The 19,534-nt window shown below is 34.8% G+C and carries 6 protein-coding genes; 5 read left to right on the top strand and 1 reads right to left on the bottom strand.

From position 1 onward, the window contains the following. The first annotated feature begins 107 nt into the window (after window positions 1–107). The 3 genes from ACHZEU_RS11445 (at window position 108) to ACHZEU_RS11435 (ending at window position 5,871) form a co-directional block, all read left to right on the top strand. Entirely contained in the window at window positions 108–3,890 is a 3,783-nt protein-coding gene (locus tag ACHZEU_RS11445) for a DEAD/DEAH box helicase (protein WP_404804547.1), read from the top strand. 1 nt (window position 3,891) lies between these two features. Next, on the top strand, window positions 3,892–4,644 hold the full coding sequence (locus ACHZEU_RS11440) for a hypothetical protein (RefSeq protein ID WP_279493779.1): 753 nt from the start codon (window positions 3,892–3,894) through the stop codon (window positions 4,642–4,644). Window positions 4,645–4,800: 156 nt separating this feature from the next. Next, window positions 4,801–5,871 (top strand): glycosyltransferase family 2 protein, encoded by a 1,071-nt coding sequence (locus ACHZEU_RS11435; RefSeq protein ID WP_259949339.1) that lies wholly within the window; start codon window positions 4,801–4,803, stop codon window positions 5,869–5,871. Between the two features lie 265 nt (window positions 5,872–6,136). On the opposite strand, the gene ACHZEU_RS11430 is transcribed toward ACHZEU_RS11435, so the two are convergent. Further along, a complete protein-coding gene (locus ACHZEU_RS11430) occupies window positions 6,137–7,078 on the bottom strand; it encodes an NAD-dependent epimerase/dehydratase family protein (protein WP_257961666.1) in 942 nt (313 codons plus the stop codon). 386 nt (window positions 7,079–7,464) lie between these two features. Here ACHZEU_RS11430 and ACHZEU_RS11425 point away from each other — a divergent pair, with 386 nt between their 5' ends. After that, complete coding sequence (locus ACHZEU_RS11425; protein WP_279493780.1) at window positions 7,465–12,954, top strand: type I polyketide synthase; 5,490 nt, start codon at window positions 7,465–7,467, stop codon at window positions 12,952–12,954. A gap of 2 nt (window positions 12,955–12,956) precedes the next feature. After that, window positions 12,957–19,448, top strand: coding sequence for a non-ribosomal peptide synthetase (locus ACHZEU_RS11420; protein WP_279493781.1), 6,492 nt, complete (start codon window positions 12,957–12,959; stop codon window positions 19,446–19,448). Window positions 19,449–19,534: the final 86 nt, after the last annotated feature.

The raw sequence follows: 19,534 nt of genomic DNA, 5'->3' as shown, positions 1-19,534 counted from the left end.
CCCTTGTACGGTGGTAAGAAATCACTGTGCAGGGGATTTTTCTTTGTAAGTATTGTTTTAGTATGTGATAAAATAAAACTTTAGTGACTCAGGAAGGAKGGCTGCTCATGCAGGACATCGCTTTACTAGAAAAACAACGCTGTAATCTTATTTTGACCAATAAGGCGAAGGAAGCGGTAGAGGAATGCTCAGCAAACGAGCATGCCTTTTTTGCGTTACAAAGATCTTTTACCGTCTATATTGAAAAACGAAAAGCAAAAACAGTTGGTGAAACCTTTTTATCCATCTATTTTAATGCGGAGGACAATGAAAAATTAAGCGATATTCTTACTGAGAAAACGGTTATTATGGATTGTGTGCTAAAGGTGGAAGGATTGCTGGCAACCAATATTCGATTTGTCCATATGCGTGGACCTATTAACACAAATCGTCGCTTAGCAGCCGCATTACAATTTGTGACGAAGCCTAATAATGGAGCAGGTATTCCACTTGAGCTTCACACCAAAATAAGACAGCTACCGATTGCAGAGGAACGTACAGAGTATGTAAAAAAACGTATAGCCAGCTGGGAAGGCTATTTAAAAATACAAGAACGAGATGCAACCTTTGATGATATTCATACAGAATTTAAGCAAAGCTATTTCAATGAAGATTTTACACGCTTAACCATTGTATGTCCCTACATAAAGAGTAAAAAATGGAAAAAGCTAGAGGGGTTAAGTGTTAGCATTCAAGGAATTCGAGGCGAGATAGGACAGGTTATTAAGGCTAATGCAGGAAAGCAAACGGTAGAAATTGATGTAAAGCCTTTTATACAGGATTTGGCTCGCAAGGACCAGCTGAATCTTCGTTCCAAACAAGCGAGCTTTAGTAATTTTGCAACATTAAGCCAAATTCGACGACTACGTAATGGTTTTACAAAGCTAGAAAAGGGTGAGGCAGTAAACCCTAATTTAGAAACCATACTGTTTGAGCGGCGTCCTGTAGTTCGGGCATCTAAGCTACGCGAAGATATTGAGTTTCATAATAATTTAAATGAATATCAACGACGAGCCGTTTTAGGTGCACTATCTKTWGAGGATTTGTATGTCATTCAGGGTCCACCTGGTACGGGGAAAACAACTGTCATTTCAGAGATTTGTCAGCAAAATGTTAAAGCAGGCTTAAAAACACTTGTTGCCTCACAGTCTAATTTAGCTKWAGATAATGCATTAGGACGCTTACTGTCCAATCAAGAAATTCGAATTTTACGCTATGGTAGAACGGAAAGTATTGAGGAAGAGGGTAAAAAATTCATAGAGGAAAATGTTGCGCTTCAATGGCGTGAGCAGACACTTGCTGCGATTGAAGAAGCAATTACAATATTTCCAGAACTTCAGCAAGAGCTAGAAGCAAACCTTGTAAAAGCAAAAGATGAGCTAGAGAAATTAGAGCTATGGCTAGAGCAATTAACACAGGAAATTGCTGCAAAAGAGCAGGCAGCTATGGAAGAACCCATTTTACAGCAAGAGATTCAAGCATTAAAAAAAGAATTGAAGGCTGTTAAAACAGAGCAACAAACATGTGAGACTCAAAAAGAGCATTATGAAAAACAGCTCGCACAAATTGAGCCAATTGTACAGCAGCTTGAACAGACACTTGCTGATTACCCTTCAGTCGAGCAACTACAGCGTACGATTGAGGAAACTACTGAAAAAGTGAAACATCTAGAGGCTGCTGCTCAATATAAAGAACTACAAGAACAAAAGCACCAGTTAACACAGCAATTTGAAGAGATACAGCAGAAATATGAAATCGAAAGTAATCGTCTAGTAATCATGAAGGAAGCGCAAAAATATATATACACCTTAACCTCATTTGAGCTTATTCAGCGTTTTTTACAACATTATCAAATTCGCCCTTCTCATGTACTTTCGCAACAAATAGGTCGCTTGCAGCATTTAGAGGATGCGAAAGATTTAGAGGCATGGTCAACGATTAATGCTCGTTTACAAAAGGCAATTGTGAAGCTAGAGGCTTTGGTTACGCATGAAGTCAAGGAGCGTGCCCTTGCTAAAAGTAGACTACAACCAGTACAATCGTTTTCTTTGCAAAACCTTACTGGTGTATTTGCACAATTAAACACGGCTTTTCAAGATGGTCAAGCACCAGCAAGTGATGTTATTGAAAGTTATTTGCTCGGGCTATATATGCGTCGTGATTTTGTTTGGCAAAAGGGAATAGCACTAAAGCAACAGCAAGAGCATAAAGATCAGGAATACGAAACTTTTCGTAAAAATCTAGTAACTTTAATTCATCAGGAGTGTGCAATAACTAGCTTCGATGTGCAAAGTTACCAGCGGCAGCTCCAACCATTTATACAGCATACTGAGCGGTTACAACAATTAGCAAACGCCTTTCAAATTACTGAAGAACCAGAAGAATCTGTAGAATATTTAAAAATTCTTGCCTCACAAGCTAGAGAGTCTCTTCTACAAGCAAAGCAGCAACTGGAGGCAGTGGAACAGGCTAAAGTACAACTCATTCCTAAACAAGCCTCTTTACAGACTGTCCAAACAAACTTGCAGGAAGTAGAACAGCAGCTAACGCTTATAGAAGAACAAATAAAAGATATTAATATAGCAGGATTGAAGAAAGAAAAGCAACTAGCTACCTATACAAAGCTCTTACAATCTATGCCAGAACGAACGGCTGAAGAGGTGAAAGAAGCTATTCAAACTGCAAAGCAAGCAATCGAAGCATTCCAACGTCAGGAAAAACAGCTACCTCTTCACAAAAAACTACAAGAACAATGGCGTGAAAAATTACAAAACGCAACAGAATATGATTTAGATGAAATTCGAAAATTGTATGTGCGTCATGCGAACGTTATTGGTACAACATGCGTAGCTTCTGCCAGTAAGGAGTTTATGGAAAATTATCCGACCTTTGATGTGGTTATTATTGATGAAGTTTCAAAGGCAACACCACCAGAATTGCTCTTACCAATGCTAAAGGGGAAGAAAGTTATTTTAGTAGGTGATCATCATCAGCTACCACCATTACTTGGGGATGATACGCTGGAGGAAACATTAAAGGCAATGCTAGAAGAAAATCCAAACTTTGAAGGCGCACAGGAATTAAAAAATCTGTTGCGTGAATCATTATTTGAGCGTTTATTTAATAATTTGCCACCAACACATAAGCAAATGCTAGCATTGCAATACCGCATGCATGAGAAAATCATGCAAAGTATCACACCGTTTTATGCGGAAGAAGAAAATGGCTTGCAATGTGGTTTACCAGATTCGGATGCAGCAAGAGATCATGGCTTAGAAGGGCAGTTTATAAAACGTGATGACCATTTACTGTGGATTGATATTCCAACAGAAAAACCTTATTTAGAGGAGCAAGTAAAAGGGGGAACGAGTCGTTTTAATGAAGGAGAATTGCTCACAATTAGACGTATTTTACTAGATCTCAATGAAGCTGTGAAGGCAGCAAAAGAAGCAGGCCGTATGCCGCAGGATGCTCAAAAAAGCGTTGGTGTCATCAGTTTCTATGGTGAGCAGGTAAAGAAAATTAATCGCCTTCTTCAGCAAGAATTACAGCTACCACATCTGCAATTTAGAACAGGGACTGTTGATAAATTCCAAGGGATGGAAATGGATGTCATTTTAGTGAGCATGGTTCGTAATACACCTAAAGGCGGGGATATTGGCTTTGCCAGAGATTATCGTCGATTAAATGTCGCGCTATCTCGTGCCCGTGAGTTACTACTGCTTGTTGGAAGTGCAGAAATGTTTGCAAAACGTGCAAAACATCAAGAGACAAGAGAGATGTATGCGAATTTGTTAAAAACAGTAAAATCCTACGATGGCTTACGTAATCATGAAGGATTGGTGATATAGATTGTCAAAATTACAACAACGACTAATGCGTGAGCTTCAGCAGAATCGTAATATTAAGATTGTCAAAACGGCTGAATGGTGTATTCCCATTCGAACAGTTGATGTGACCTATGAGCCTGTTCGTCGTTCAACAATGGATGTCTTAATGACAATGCTTCTGCTTAGTATTCAAGAGGCGGATTTTAGCAACGCACAGGAATTGAGCGAGTTATTGCTTGTAGACCCGTTATTTATTGAAGACTTGGTTTCTTTAATGATTCGAGTAAACCTTGTGAGGAATGAAGATGATTTCTATAGGCTAACTGAAAAAGGACAGAGGCAGCTAGAAAGAGGTATTTTTGAAGAAGAACTAGAGAAAGAAACCTCCACGCTTTACTTTAGTCCTTGCCATCAATCGTTTCTCACAGTCGATACGAATAATGATGAATATGATGAATTGCCAGAGCTTTATCGTTATATTGACAAAGAGGCAGAACAACAGGAACAATTTGAGGAGTCCATGGTGATTGCAGCTTTACAGGAAGCGGATGAAGAAGAGGAAGGTAGCTCTCAGAAAGTCATCGCAAAAATTGTTCAAACAGAAGCTCAACAAATTAATGATAGCCCATGTTTAGAGTTTGTTCTTTATGATAAGGAACAGGATATAGTATTTGTACGAGTATGGAATACATTACTCAATCAATGGGATCATCATTTAGAGCAACAGCTTACAGACAAAGAACAATTAACATGGCGTGAGCAATATTTATCTTGATTCAATAGGATTTCAATTGCTAGAAAAAACGAACGTAAATCGCGTTCGTTTTTTTTGTTTTACATTATAAATTTACAGAGTTAGGTGATAATCGAAAAATTTTTTCGATAAAATACTACATTAGCATAAATTAAACCATTGCTAAGGAGGGGACAGATGTTAACGATTAGTTTATGTATGATTGTTAGAAATGCACAATGTACGATTGAAAGATGCTTAGATTCGGTTCAGCACCTCGTGGATGAGATTAATATTATTGATACTGGTTCAACTGATCGTACAAAAGAGATTGTTCAAAATTTTACCTCTCGAATTTATGACTTTTCCTGGTGTAATCATTTTGCCAAAGCACGAAATTTTTCCTTTCAGCAGGCAACAAAAGACTATATTTTATGGCTTGATGCTGATGATATTATGACAAAGGAAAATCAGCACAAGTTCAGCCAACTAAAGCAAACATTATTTCCTTCTATTGATGCTGTAACAATGGATTATTATTTGACGCTTGATTGTGATGGGGAAGTGGAGTGTAGTGAACGAAAGTTTCGTCTAGTAAAAAGGGCGAATCATTTTCAATGGGAGGGTGCTGTTCATGAGAATTTAAAGGTGTCAGGGCAGCTCTTTCATAGTGATATCGCTGTCACACATTTACCGTTAACGAAAGATATTCATCGCAATATAAATATTTATGAGGGATTAATAAAGAATGGACATTCTCTTTCAGCAATTGAGAATTTTCATTATGCCAATGAACTAAAATTGCATCACCGTTACCTAGAAGCTATTAATCAATACAACCTATTTTTGGATAGCAACTTAGGCACTACAGATAATCGCATTGAGGCTTGTTTACATGTAGGGGAATGCTATCGACGTTTACATGATGATCAACAAGCACAGCAAGCTGTTTTGCAATCTTTCTTATATGATCGACCAAAGCCAGAAGCATGTTGCCGAATGGGCCAATTTTTTATGGAGCAATTAAAACATAAAGAGGCTATTTACTGGTACTCTCAAGCCTTGCAACAAGCTCCTGCCGATACAATGACTATCCAAAAGCGTGCTTATTCAACATGGATTCCTCATTTACAATTAAGCCTTTTATACAGGGAGTTACGGTTATTTGAAAATGCCTATCAGCATAATCTAGAGGCACAAAAATGGAAACCGAATCATCAGGAAATAATCAATAATGGGAAATATTTACTTAGTCAATTAAAGATATAAATCTTTCTTATGGAAAAGGTACATCAATAAACAAGACATAAATAGCTTGGCCAATTAACACAGAGACACCTACAACAACCGTCATAAAAATTACATTACGTGGCCTAAAATTTTTTGCTTCCATTAAAAACCTCCCTCGATATAGAATATTCAGTCAATTCAAGATATGTAAAAGAAGTTTGAGTATGAATCCTACGTAAATATTTTTTTGAAGAATTAGTCAATAAAAAAACTAGCGGATGAAAACCGCTAGTTCTGCTGAAAATTACTCATACTTTGTTTTATACCACTCGACAGTTTGGTAAATTGCCTCCTCCTGAGGTGTATTAGAAAACGAAAATTTTCTCTGAAATTTTTCTGAATCTACAACAAAATCATGTAAATGTTGATACATTAATTCTTTAAGTTCTCTCATGTCTGAGTTAAATATTCCTGCTATATTAACAATGAATTTTCCAGCAACCCTAAACTTAGCTGTAGTTCCCAGCTCTTCTGCAATTTTTTGTACTATTAATCTTGTTGTAGTAGGTTCATTGGTTGGTATATGCCAAATTTCACCAAATGCTTCTTCATTTTCCCCCAATATTATAAGTCCTTTAGCAAAATCTCGTATAAAAATATAAGAGTGTTTTGCATCAGGATTACCTAAAACATCTGCTGGCTTGCCGAGCATTAAATTTTTTATTACCTGCTCACCTAAGGCAGATGTTTTGACACGTGGTCCAAAAAAATCCGTACCTCTTCCAATAGTTGCTTTTACTTTACCCGCTTTATGAGCATTCATTAATTTTGTTGCTACCTCAGCTCTTACTTTAGTTTTTTTACCAATAGTATTATATGGATCATTTTCATGTAGAGATTTGTTTTGTGGACCGTATGCATAGAGATTATCTGCATAGACTATTTTGATATTATGGATTGACGCTGCCTCAATGATATTACTCATCATAAGTGGGAATAAGTCAGACCAAGATGAATAGGGAAGACCTAGGCAATGATAAATGACTGAAATTTTGTAAGAATTACAAATATCTATTACACTTTCAAGTTTAGTAGCATCTCCTTTTATGATTTTTACAGATTGTGGAGCATTTGCTTTTCCACTCCTGTTTACTAAGAGCACTTTTTTGTTTTCTTGAATAAGTTGATCCATAATTGCTAGTCCCAGTGGACCCGTCCCAAAAATCGCATGATACTCTTCGCTCATTAAATTACCTCCAAAAATATATTTGCTTCAATAAATTATTAACTAAATAGCAATAATAAGAATTTTATTCTTAATTTGTAATTTTATCAATGTTTTCCTATTTATACCTAATTATAATTTAACTAATTATTACAATAAGATGAAATATATAAAAATTCTAAAATATTTTTTGTAAATATGTTATATTATAGAAAAAATTCTAAAAATACCATAAGTTGTAAATTAAATATTTTATCCCTTAAATTGAATTTTATCAATAACTTTCTTCTTATAACTAAGTTTTAAATAAGTAAAATATTACAAATTATTGAAAAATGAATAATCAGGAAAAATAAAATTTACAATATGTTATATTTTTTCTATAAAATTACAAAGGAGATGGGTGCATGAGCGAAAAAAATGAACCAATTGCTATTATTGGGATGGGATGTAGATTTCCCGGAGGCAGTAATAATCCAGAGCAGTTTTGGAATAACATCAAAAATGGGAAGGACTCTATTACGGAGATTCCAAAGGATAGATGGAGTATTAATCGTTATTATGATACTTATAACAAAAAAAGAGGTAAAACTAGAGCTAAATGGGGAGGATTTCTCGATAAAGTTGCAGAGTTTGATGCTGAGTTTTTTGGAATATCGCCAAGAGAGGCTAGCTTATTAGACCCCCAACAACGTTTGTTGTTAGAAGTGACACATGAAGCAATTGAGGATGCTGGGTTACCAACTGAAAATTTAGCCGGAAGAAACGTAGGCGTTTTTATAGGAGCATTTACTCTAGATTGGAAATTGTTGCAATTTACAGAAAGTAACCGACGCGGAATTGATTCACATTCTGCCACAGGTTCAATGATGACATTATTATCTAACCGCATATCCTACGCATTTGATTTGAAAGGACCCTCACTTTCTGTTGACACAGCATGTTCCGCTTCCTTAGTAGCTTTACATCTTGCTTGTCAAAGCATATTGCAAAATGAATCTTCAATGGCTATAGTCGGCGGTGTAAATGTTATGTTAAAGCCAGAATATTTTATCGCTGAATCAAAAGCAGGAATGCTTTCACCAGATGGTCGTTCAAAAACCTATGATAGTCGTGCAAATGGGTATGTTCGTGGGGAAGGCGCAGGAGTAATTATTTTGAAACCACTTTCTCAAGCTATTGCAGATGGAGATCATATACATTCACTTATTCGTGCATCAGGAAGTAATCAAGACGGTCATACATCGAGTATTACAGTACCTAATGGTCAAGCCCAAGAAGATTTAATGAGAAATACATATGAAAAAAACAATATTTCACCTTCTAGCATTCAGTATATTGAAGCCCATGGTACAGGAACACCAGTTGGGGATCCAATCGAGGCCAAAGCAATTGGAAATGTCTTTTCAAAAGGACGTATAGATGGTGAAAAAATGTTAATAGGTTCTGTCAAAACAAATATAGGCCATACAGAAGCAGCAGCTGGCATAGCAGGTGTTATTAAGACTGTTATGAGTATGAAAAATAACTTAATTCCAAAACATCTCCATTTAAATAAAGTCAATCCAGATATTGATTTTGAAAAATTAGGCTTAACCATTCCAAAAGAAAACACACCTTGGCCAGAAACAAAAGGTCCTAAAAGAGCAGCAGTAAATTCTTTTGGATTTGGTGGAACGAATGCACATGTATTAATTGAAGAATATATCCCTGAACAAAATAATCTCTATGAAAATGATCAACTTGAGAAAAATTTATTAATACCGTTATCCGCTAAAAATAAAAATGCATTGCATGATTTTGCAAGTCAATTAAAAGCATCTCTTGATAGCAATCAAACTTCATTGAAAAGTTTAAGATATACATTAGCTTGTAGAAGGGATCATTATTCGCATAGGTTGTCAATTATTGCTAAATCGATTAAAGATTTAAAAAATAAACTTAATGCCTATATATCCGATGAATCAGATTCCTGTATATATGAAGGGGTTGTAACTAATAAATCTCCATTAGTATTTGTATTTACAGGTATGGGACCACAATGGTGGGGGATGGGCCATGAGTTGTATCAGAAAGAAGAAATATTTAAAAACACAATTGATAATATTGATCAAATTTTTCAAAACTTATCTGGTTGGTCTTTACGCGATGAAATGATGAAAAATGAAAGAGATTCATTAATGTCACAAACAAAGATTTCTCAACCCGCAAATTTTGCCATTCAAGTGGCCCTTTATGAATTATGGAAATCAAAAGGGGTTCTACCTGCTGCAATTATTGGCCATAGTGCTGGAGAGGCAGCTGCTGCATTTGTATCAGGCATCTTAAGCCTAGAAGATGCTGTTAAAGTTATCTACACAAGAAGTAGGTTGCAACAGCTATTAACTGGAGAAGGGAAAATGTTAGCGGTTGGCATGTCAGAAGAGACTATCCAACCCTATATTAAAAATTATGAGGATGTTGTATCTGTCGCTGCTATTAATAGTCCCACTTCAATAACACTTGTAGGAGATGAGAGTGCGCTAGGTGAGATTTTTGAATTATTAGATGCTAATAAAGTTTTCAGTAAATATTTACAAGTAGATGTACCTTATCATAGTCATTACATGGAGAGTATTAAAGAAGAATTATTACATTCTTTAAAAGACATCCGCACTCATAAACCAGTAATTCCAATCTATTCTACTGTTGATGGGGGAAAATGTAATGAAACATATTTCGATGCTGAATACTGGTGGAAAAATATTAGATTACCAGTTCGGTTTGCTGAAGGCTGTATAGAACTTATTAAAAATGATTTCTGCTCGTTCCTTGAAATAGGTCCTCATCCTGTTCTGACTTCGTCCATTTATGAATGTTTAAAACAATGTGGAGTTGATGGGCATGTTCATTCTTCTCTTAGAAGGAAAGAATCAGAAACTCAATATGTTAATCAAACCTATATGCAACTGTATGTCAACGGAATTGAATTAGATTGGGGAATAATGGATGGTTCTAATGCTTTTTCTACTAAGGTCCCATCGTATCCTTGGCAAAAAGAGTATTATTGGGCAGAAACAGAACCAGCGATGCGAGATAGATTAGGAAATAGTGAAACACATCCAATATTAGGTGAACGGATAGATACCTTAAATTATATCTGGAAAAACGAGTTAAATATTAATAATTCACCATTTATTGGTGATCATAAGATTCAAGGTACAATTGTTTTCCCAGGTGCTGGGTATGTAGATATGGCTTTATCCGCTGTAAGAGAGATATATGGAAAGGATGATGTGACATTAAGTGTGGAGAATGTTCAATTCAAAAAAGCGCTATTTTTAACACACGAAAAGGATGTTGAAATGAATCTCACATACAATGACAAAAAAGGTGAGTTTCAAATCTTTAGTCGTGGTTATGAAGAAGAAACTCCTTGGGATCTTAACGCTACAGGGGTTGTTTATCCAATTTCTACAACAACAAGGAAGATAGAAATTGAGGCTTTAAAAAAACGAATTACAGATGCAGTTAGCAAACAAGCATGTTATCAACATTTTAAAACATTAGGCTTAGAGTATGGTGAACAATTCCAAGGAATAGAACAGTTATGGAGAAATCAAAGTGAAAATGAATCTTTCGGTCGCATTCAAATAAAAGCAGAACTTTTAAAAGATATTAACGATTATACTATTCATCCTGCAGTGTTGGATTTGTGCTTTCAAGTAATGGCTGCAGCCTTGCCATTCGAGCAAACCCCTACCGTATATATGCCTATTGAAATCGGGAAAGGTAAAGTATATCACTCTCTAACTAAAGATATGTGGATATACGCAAAAATAAGTGAAAAATCTGAAGGTAATCTAATTGGTGATATTTATTTAGTAAATGAACAGGGTGAAGTAATTTTAGAAATTAATCAATGTAAAGCAGTTTCTTTACGAGATGCAAATCATTCATCATCCGATCAACAAAGAATTTATGAATTACAGTGGAAGGAATCGAAACTGAAGAAAGAAGAGAAGAAAGTAGCTATAGGTGAAGAATATTGGCTTATTTTTGCTGATAAAGGGGGAGTTGGATATAGAATAGCTTCTTTACTAGAAAAGGTAGGTGAGAAGGTTAAACTAGTACATTATTCTTTAGAAAACGCACAATCCACTACAGTTATTGATGCTAAAGATCAAGATTCATATAAAAAATTATTGGATACATATAATTGTAAACGGATCCTTCATTTATGGAGTCTTGATTTATTAGACAATGAAGCATTAGATTTGAATCTTTTAGAAAGAGCAGAGACATTAACGACAAACTCAGTTTTATTGTTATTAAGAGCTCTCTCAGATAGTAAAGTAACCAACAAAGAAGGACTAATCTGGCTGATTACTAGGGGGGCGCAACAGATAGTAGATAATGATTTAGTAAACGTTTCCCAATCCAGTATATGGGGTATGGCGCGAGTTATTGGTCACCAAGAATTCTACCATCTCTTTGGAGGAATAATAGATATAGATATTCATGATTATGATGAGGATTCAAAAAACATTTTAAATGAAATCTTATATGAAGATAACGAGGATCAAATTGCTTACAGAGATGGGAAAAGGTTTGTAGCTAGATTGGAAAAGAATCTTTTTAGTGAAAGTCACCCAAAGCCTTTCCCTGTTGTTTTTAATCCATCAGTAACGTATTTAATTACAGGAGGACTTGGTTCTTTAGGAATCGTTACAGCAAAATGGATGATTTCGAAGGGGGCACGCCACTTTATTCTTATGGGGAGAACTCAACTTCCGAATAGAGAAAGTTGGGGGGAGATAGACAGTAATAATCCTCATTATACAAAAATTAATTCTATTATTGAGTTGGAACGATTAGGGGCAACTATTCATGTATCATCTGTTGATATTACTAATAAAGAACAATTGACTGAATATATGGATAAATTCTATAAAATGGGCCTACCAGAGGTCAAAGGTGTAATTCATTCAGCAGGTACTGCAAAGCCGCAGTTAATGAAAGACATGGGAGTGGAGGAATTTAATAGTATTCTACGACCGAAAATCTGGGGTGCATGGAATATACACGAGTATTTTAATGATAAGGAATTAGAATTTTTAATATTGTATTCTTCAGTTGCTTCACTTGTTGTTTCTCCAGGTCAAAGTAATTATTCAGCAGCCAATGCCTTTCTCGATGCACTATCTTATTATAGAAATTCTATTGGAAAACGTACTATTAGTGTCAACTGGGGACCTTGGAAAGAAGTAGGGATGGCTACAAAATTGGATTTAAATACCTTCTTTACTGACAGAGGTTTATATCCAATGATTCCAGACGAGGGATTAAAGTGCTTAGAAATGATTCTAAGTCAATCAAAATCTCAATTAGCAGTGTTAGGTGCAGATTGGGATAAAATCGCAAAAAGAAATTATCCAGTCGAGTATACACCACTGATGATTTCTAATTTAATCGATTCAGCCTCAACTACAAAAACAATGGATTCGAAACAGACAGAGAGTATTTTAGCAAAAATTCACAGTTTAGAAGAAGATAGTGATAAGTTAAGTGCCATTCAAGAATATTTGCTAGACACTGTATCGACTGTTTTAAGGATGAGTAAAAAGAAATTAAACCTTTCGCAATCTTTAACAAGTTGGGGGTTAGACTCTATGATATCCATTGAATTAAAGAATTTTATCGAACGCGACTTAAATGTAGAAATGGCTGTTGTAGATTTATTAAAAGGAATTAATATTTTAGATTTATCCGAACAGATTCTTATAACCATCTTTGAATCAATTCAGTTAAAAGAGGATGTTGAACTTTCTGAGCTTATAAGTGAGATGGAATCGTATTCACAAACGGAAATAGAGGCAGTCTTAAAAGAAATTTCAGCAGGTGAAGAAGGAGAATAGGTGTGACGAATAGATTATTGGATAATATATCTAAGTTATCAGAAGAGAAAAAAGAGTTAATAAAAAAAGAGTTACAAAAAAAACTAAATAAAGAAAAGAAAAAGATTGTTCCGGGGGAAAGAGAGAAAACTTCTTTCCCTCTATCTTCAAGTCAACAAAGGCTATATTTTCTAGAAAATCTTGATTATGGAAATCCTTTTTATAATATTCCTGGTTGCTTAAGATTCAAAGGCTCATTAAATCCAAAAGTTTTGGAAGAAGCACTTAATCTAATAAACCAGAGACATGATATTCTACGTATGCATTTTTGGGCCGACGAAAATGGAGAAGGATACCAAAAAATTAATAATCAATTAAATCGGATAAATTTAGAGTTGAACAACGTACAAGGCTTTTCTAATGATCAGATTCAACAACGTATTACTGATATTCTTCAACAGCCATTTTATTTAGAACAGGGTCCCTTATGGAGCACTACTCTTTTACAAATAGAAGAACAGGAATTTCTACTTATTTTATCCTTCCATCATATTATTTTTGATGGTTGGTCACTTGAAAACTTTATCAAACAGCTATTAACAACTTATAAACAGTTAGAGGAAGGAAATATAATACAAGCCGTTGATAGTAAGGTACTTCAATATACTGATTATGTTGAGTGGGAAAAATCCTATATGACGGAAGAAAAAAGGGAAAAGCAGTTAGTATTTTGGCGGAAGGAATTAGAAGGGTGTACAGAATTACTTAATCTGCCTTTAGATTATAAACGGCCAAGGGAACAGCATCATAAGGGAGATTTATACTCGTTAGAGATGCCTAGAGATATCTACAATCAGTTAGCCGGTGTATGTAAAAAGAACGATACAACATTATTTATGATAACTCTTGCAGCATTTAAAGTCCTGCTTAGTCGTTATACAAACCAGAACGATATAACTGTAGGATTCCCCATCTCATGCCGGGATCAATCAGAGATAGAAGACTTGATTGGTTTATTTGTGAACACTTTACCTATTAGAACAAAATTATCAGACCAATTAACTTTTACAGATTTATTAAAGCAAGTAAAATCTAATTCCTTAAAGGTTTTTGAAAATAAATATGTTTCATTTGATTCCGTCGTAGAATGTATACGACCGACTAGAGAGCTAAGTTACAATCCAATATTTCAAGTGCTATTCTCTTATCAAAATGCCATTCCTTCCATACAATTAGAAAATCTAACTGTTGATTTCGAACATGTAAATCCAGGAACATCCAAATTTGATTTATCATTAGATATTTTCGAAGGAAGTGGGGATGTTCTACCTAAAATTGTATTTGAGTATAATACAGAATTATTCGAAAGAGATACAATCGAAAGGATGGCATCTCATTATTTACATTTATTGGGTCAAATCTCGGAAAATCCAGAACAGAATATCTTTCATTTAAATTTAATGTCAGAAAAAGAAAAAGAAGAACTAGTTGCATTAGGAAGTGGTCCAAAAATACCTTTTAACGCTTCTAATACTGTAATGACATTGTTTGAGAAGGTTGTTCAAGAAAACAAGGATCATATTGCTCTTTCTTACAAAGATCGTTCAGTAACATACGATGAATTAAATAAGGAAGTAAACCGTTTATCTAACTATTTGAATATAAAGGGTGTCAAAAAAAATGTTTTGGTTGGAATATCAGTTGATAAATCAATCGAAATGGTTACTAGTATTTTGGCAGTATTAAAATTAGGGGCGACTTATATTCCTATAGATCCTCAGTATCCTATTGAAAGGCAAGAATTTATTATAAAAGATAGCGGTATCAAAGTCCTTATTACTTCTTATAACTTCAATCCAGATGTATCTCTGGGTTTAAATGAAGTTATTGTTCTAAACAACACAATTAAAGAAAAATTGAGCGAAATGAATGAAAATTATCAAGGGGAAGAAATCGATTTAGATGACACTGCTTATATCATCTATACTTCGGGGACTACTGGACAGCCTAAAGGAGCGATTATTTCTCATGGAAATCTTCTTAATGCTTACTATGGCTGGGAAAAAGCATATGCTTTGAATAATGGAATAAAAAATCATTTACAAATGGCGAGCTTTTCCTTTGATGTTTGCACTGGAGATATCATTCGTGCGCTTTTATCTGGTGCAAAACTTGTTTTATGTCCTCCAGAGTATTTGACAAACTCAAGAGAATTATATGAATTAATTGTAAAGGAAAAAATTGATTTTGCAGAATTTGTCCCAGCAGTTTTCCGTCATCTTATTCAGTATTGCGAGGATAGCAAACAAAAACTAGACCAAATAAAAATTATAGTTCTTGGCTCTGATATTTGGTATATGAACGAATATAAATATTTTCGATTATATTTGAATGCAGAAACAAGATTAATCAACTCATATGGCTTAACGGAAGATACAATCGATACATCTTATTTTGAATGGAATGGGGAGTATTTACCTGAAGTATCTACTGTTCCCATTGGAAAGCCCCTTGCTAATAAACAAATGTTTATTTTAGACTCTAAGCGACACATCGTACCCTATGGTGTAGTTGGGGAACTATACGTCGGTGGGAGAGGAGTCGCTAAAGGTTATAAGAATCGAAAAGAATTATCAAACGAAAGATTTATCTATCATTCACTAGGGAAAGAGAACTCATTTATTTATAAAACAGGAGATTTAGCTAGATTTTTACCTGATGGGAATGTTGAACTTGTTGGTAGAATGGACAGTCAAGTAAAAATTAGAGGTTTTCGTGTTGAGCTCAATGAGGTGAGCTCTGTTCTTCTAAAGCTTGCTCATTTAAAAGAAGGTATTGTAGTTGATGTTGGTGAAAATGATGAAAAACAACTAATCGCCTATTATGTAGAAAGTGAAAAAGAAGTTTCAACAAAAGAAATAAGAGCCCATATGAAAAAGTATGTACCTGATTATATGGTTCCAAATCAATTTATTAAAATCGATCATATTCCACTCAATGCTAATGGAAAAGTTAATCGCAAATTGTTACCACTTCCTGATTTAGAAAAGTATATATCCTCCTATATCTCGGGAAGAACCTTAGTTGAAAGTATGTTACAAGACATTTGGGAACAAACATTTAAACAACCAAGAATTGGAGTTAATGATAATTTCTTTGAGTTAGGCGGCCACTCGCTTATGGCGATGCAAATCACTAGTCAAATTCGTAAAGCTTTTCATATAAATGTCCCACTAAAGGCAATATTTGAAAATGCAACTATATCAAAATTAGCTAAATACATTTCAAAGCTTGAGGGGGAGGAGCAGAATGAAGAATATGATCTTCCTGAATATCAACCTAGAAAGGAAGATAAGTATAAGCCTTTCCCATTAACTGATGTACAGCAAGCGTATTGGGTAGGCAGACAGGAAATATTTGAGTTAGGAAATGTTACAACACATAGCTATGATGAGTTAGAAGCTGAAGATTTAAGGATTGAGGCTTTTGAGCAAGCATGGAATCAATTAATTAACCGTCATGAAATGCTGCGGACGATTATTACAGAAGATGGGTACCAACAAACTTTAAAAGAGGTTCCGTATTATAATATTAAAGTACAAGATTTAGAGAATTTAAATGAGGAACAGTGTGCTAGTGGTTTACAAGAGGTAAGAAATGAAATGTCTCATCAACAATTATGTGTGACTGAATGGCCAACCTTCGACCTTCGGATCACAAAGTTACCTCAAAATAAAGCACGAATTCATTTTTCAACAGATGCCCTTTTTTGGGATGTCTGGAGCTTTGTCAATTTAGTTAGAGAGTTGGTTGTTCTATACGAAGGTAAGTCAGAGATGCTACCTGTATTAGATTTTTCATTTAGAGATTATGTATTTGCCGAACAAGAAATTATTAAGAATTCCCCAAAATATAAAGAAGCAAGAGAGTATTGGTACAAAAAAGTCAAATCATTGCCTCCTGCTCCTGATTTCCCAATAGCAAGAAATCCACGTTCAATTCATAATCCAAAGTTTACTCGATATCATCGAGTCTTAGAAAGGGAACGGTGGGAAGTATTAAAGAAAAAAGCGAGTAGTTATGGAATTACTGTTACTGCTTTATTATTAGCCATACATGCAGAAGTATTTGCTGCTTGGAGTAAGGAATCTGCATTTTCATTGAATTTGACGTTTTTAAGCAGGCATGCCGTTCATCCGCAAGTTACAGACATTGTAGGAGAATTCACTTCATTAACGCTATTAGCAATTAATCAACAAATGGATATTACATTTATTGAAAGGGCTCGAAAAATTCAAAAAGATTTATGGATAGATTTAGAGCATAATTATATTTCTGGAGTGGAAGTACTTAGAGCTATGACAAGTGTCCAAGGAGAAGCAACCCAAGCAAAGATGCCTGTTGTATTTACCTCGGCACTTGTGGTCCCAGTGCCTGATCAAGAAGATACACCGATTCCATTTAAGCCTGTAAGTGAAGATGGAATTACACAAACATCCCAAGTATGGCTCGATTGTGGTGTTTGGGAAGATACTAAACGATTGCTGTGCAATTGGGATGTTGTAGAAGAAGTATATCCTGATGGGTTTATTAAAGAAATGTTTGAATCTTATTGGTCGTTTGTTGAGAAGTTAGCTATAGAAGATGAAATCTGGGAACAAACTGTAATTTCTTTAATTCCGAATAATCAGAAAGAATTAAGAGCCCTAATAAATGATACAGAACAAGATTGGGAAAAGGAACTCCTGCATACAAGCTTTGAGAGGCAAGCATTACAGTACCCAAATGCAATTGCAGTTGAGACCACTAATCGTAACTTTACGTATCATGAGTTAAATAAAAAATCAAATTCTCTTGGTAATTATTTAATTGATTTAGGAGCAAAGAAAAATCAGGTTATCGGTATTTTCATGGATAAAGGATGGGAACAGGCCATTGGTGGATTATCCATACTTAAAGCAAATGCCGCCTATTTACCGATAAATCCAGAATTACCTAAAGAAAGGATCGATTATTTAATTCAAAAGGCAGATGTTAAGATTGTTCTAACTCAATCATGGTTGGATTTAAACATTGAAGAAAATCATTCAATACATTTAGTTGAAGTGGATACCTTTGATTTCTCTTCGTATAGTGAGGATACGATTCCAGCAAGAGTTAATCCTGATGATTTAGCCTATGTAATTTTTACATCTGGTTCTACTGGTGATCCAAAGGGCGTTATGATTTCTCATCAGTCAGCAATGAATACAATTTTAGATATTAATGACCGTTTTTCTATAGGTGCACAAGATAAAGTTTTAGCGTTATCTAGTTTTACATTTGATCTATCTGTATATGATTTCTTTGGAATGTTAGCAACAGGGGGGACAATTGTAATTCCGGACAAGGAGAAAGTTTTAGATCCTATCCATTGGTTTGAATTAATAAATGAAAAACAAATTACTATTTGGAATTCAGTACCACAGTTTATGTCGTTATTAGTAGAGTATGTCTATAGTAATACATTGAGTCTTCCAAAAACTCTTCGATTAATTATGTTAAGTGGAGATTGGATCCCACTATCTTTACCAGATCAAATAAAGGATTTATCGAAAAATACTAATCTACAAGTTATTTCATTAGGTGGTGCTACAGAAGCGTCAATTTGGTCTATTCTGTACCCTATAGAAACTATTGAGACAGATTGGAAGAGTATTCCTTATGGTAAGCCGATGAAAAACCAGAAGGTATATGTTTTAAATAAATTTTTAGAGCATTGTCCTATTTGGGGGTATGGAGATATTTATATCAGCGGTCTAGGGGTTGCGAAAGGTTATTGGAAAGATGAAGAGAAAACCCGAAATAGTTTTATTATTCATCCACGAACTGGAGAACGGATTTATAAAACAGGAGATATCGGGCGATATCTACCGGACGGTAATATTGAACTGCTAGGTCGCGAAGATAATCAAGTAAAAATCCAAGGTCATAGAGTAGAGCTTGGAGAAATTGAAGCAAACTTGATCAAACATTCAAAGATTGATAAATGTACTATATTAGCTTGCAATAAGGAGGATAATAAAAGCCTTATTGCATTCTATATAACCGAGTACGATATTGAAACTGAGGACTTATACCGTTTCCTTGAAAACAAGATAGCAAGTTATATGATTCCGTCTCAATTTATCCGTATTAAGTCAATTCCACTAACACCTAATGGAAAAGTAGATTATAAAGTATTGAATTCACTTATAAATGAGACAACTCATTTGGTGCAAAAGTGGGAGCCTCCAGTTACAGAAATGCAACGACTAATTGCTAAATTATGGTCTGAAATTTTAAAAGTTGAAGTGGGGAAAATAGGGATAAATAACACTTTCTTTGAAATAGGTGGGGATTCGATGCAGGCAATACGAATGATGACCAAACTGCAAAAAGAATTGTCCATTGAACTATCATTAAGGGATTTTTATCAAGATCCAAGCGTTCGTTCTTTAGCTGATTATATCGAACCTAAATTAATACATGTATAAAATCAAACGACTTTCAAAATTAGAAATAAAGATTTGAAATAAGGTACTGCTCTTTTCGTAGTTTTAAGAGCAGTACTCCTATCAGA

Source organism: Lysinibacillus sp. S1, from assembly GCF_044986265.1.
Lineage (GTDB): Bacteria > Bacillota > Bacilli > Bacillales_A > Planococcaceae > Lysinibacillus > Lysinibacillus capsici.
Note: the sequence above shows the minus strand (reverse complement) of the source record. Positions and strands in the feature narration are given on the sequence as shown.